This window comes from Sphingobacterium sp. 2149 (assembly GCF_031455655.1).
In the GTDB taxonomy this organism is placed as follows: domain Bacteria; phylum Bacteroidota; class Bacteroidia; order Sphingobacteriales; family Sphingobacteriaceae; genus Sphingobacterium.
The window spans coordinates 1-1,312 of the sequence record NZ_JAVDTD010000029.1; the positions used below are offsets into that span (position 1 = coordinate 1).

Below are 1,312 nucleotides of genomic sequence, written 5' to 3' on the forward strand. Positions count from 1 at the left end.
TGGCAAAGATCTGTTTCTGTCGGTATAGCGGGAGATGATCTTGATATTTACCGGTAAGGATCATCGCAAGCAGGCTCGGCCCAGGGATTCCTTTGTCGATTACACGCTCGGGAAGCTCGGCAATGGCCACGGCAGATTTATCTTTGGCAGCATATTTATAACGGATGTAACGTTTGATATAGAACCTTGCAGGTTCGCATTCCAATTCTTCCGTAATTTCTTTACCGATATAAACCATTTGGGATAGATCACCTTCGGGATGGATTTCAACCTCTTCTACAGGGAGGTGGGCAGGTAATTTAGCACGTCCTTTATGATTAGGTCGTTTACGTACATACTCGATCTTTTCTTTGATTTCCTCCTGTTGCTGTATAACTTCGGCCGGCGCTGCTTCAAAGGGAAGCATGGTCTGATTTGGATCGCCTTCGAATCGCTCACGCTTCTGCCCGAACTGCATACGCTTGTACATAGCGAGTTGGGACTCTAGGTAATCTATCTTTTCATCTCTTTCAACAAGGGCTTGGTCACGACTGGAAATGACCTTGATAAGGTCTTCTTTTGAGAGATTTTCCAGTGCTGTTTCCATACCCTAAAGATACGGAATTACCCGCGCTCATGCAATTAAATGCCGCTTTTAAGGCAAAGTAAAACGTCTTTTTTGAATACTTTTTACGACCTGTATCCCCTCAATCATCAGCACCAGATCACTCCATGACAACTCTCCGTTTTTTATACTGGGCGGTACGAAAGTACCGCTCTCCAGCCGTTTGTAATACAGCACAAAGCCACCCTTCTCCCAATGTAACAGCTTCACGTGCGTACGGCTACGGTTTAGGAACACAAAAACCTCCCCACTGGTAGCTTGCCGCTGCATTCCTGAACTGATCAGTCCACAAAGTCCATCAAAAGACTTCCTCATATCGCAAAAACCATCATAAAGATAAAACCTATGCGATGAGCCTAGCGCAAACATCAGTACAGACGGATCAATTGAGAGAGAAGTCCAAGATCATTTTCTACCTTTATACGTACACCATTGGGATAAATTACCTCAACTTCACTTTTTCTGCAGGCCTTGTCGATGGATATAAAACTCCCCGCAGACGAAACGTTTTCTTTACTGCGCGAATACCAATAATAAAAGGTGGCCTCATTTATCCCTTTTTCTGCGCAGTATCGTTTCTTGCTTATACCGCTTTGTTGCCAGTCTGCTATCAGGGCAAACATCTGTATTCTTTTTTCTTCTTTGCTCATTTAGCAAAGCTCCGCATTATACATCGCTCAGAAAATATGTACTTGGTAGGGCGGATAC

General features: G+C 44.1%; 3 protein-coding genes. All 3 read right to left on the minus strand.

The genetic code is table 11. The features are described 5' to 3' along the window. Positions 1–586 (minus strand): transposase (locus J2X77_RS23610; protein WP_310082762.1); only part of this gene is annotated, 586 nt, incomplete at its 3' end. A gap of 48 nt (positions 587–634) precedes the next feature. Continuing rightward, positions 635–973 (minus strand): IS66 family insertion sequence element accessory protein TnpB, encoded by a 339-nt coding sequence (gene tnpB, locus J2X77_RS23615; RefSeq protein ID WP_307185127.1) that lies wholly within the window; start codon positions 971–973, stop codon positions 635–637. Next, a complete protein-coding gene (gene tnpA / locus J2X77_RS23620) occupies positions 973–1,254 on the minus strand; it encodes an IS66 family insertion sequence element accessory protein TnpA (RefSeq protein WP_307185128.1) in 282 nt (93 codons plus the stop codon). Before tnpA ends, tnpB begins: the two co-directional genes overlap by 1 nt. Positions 1,255–1,312: the final 58 nt, after the last annotated feature.

Excerpts from the sequence above, each read along its gene's own strand:
- tnpA (WP_307185128.1), bottom strand. The coding sequence starts at position 1,254 with ATGAGCAAAGAAGAAAAAAGAATACAGATGTTTGCCCTGATAGCAGAC.
- tnpB (WP_307185127.1), bottom strand. The coding sequence starts at position 973 with ATGTTTGCGCTAGGCTCATCGCATAGGTTTTATCTTTATGATGGTTTT.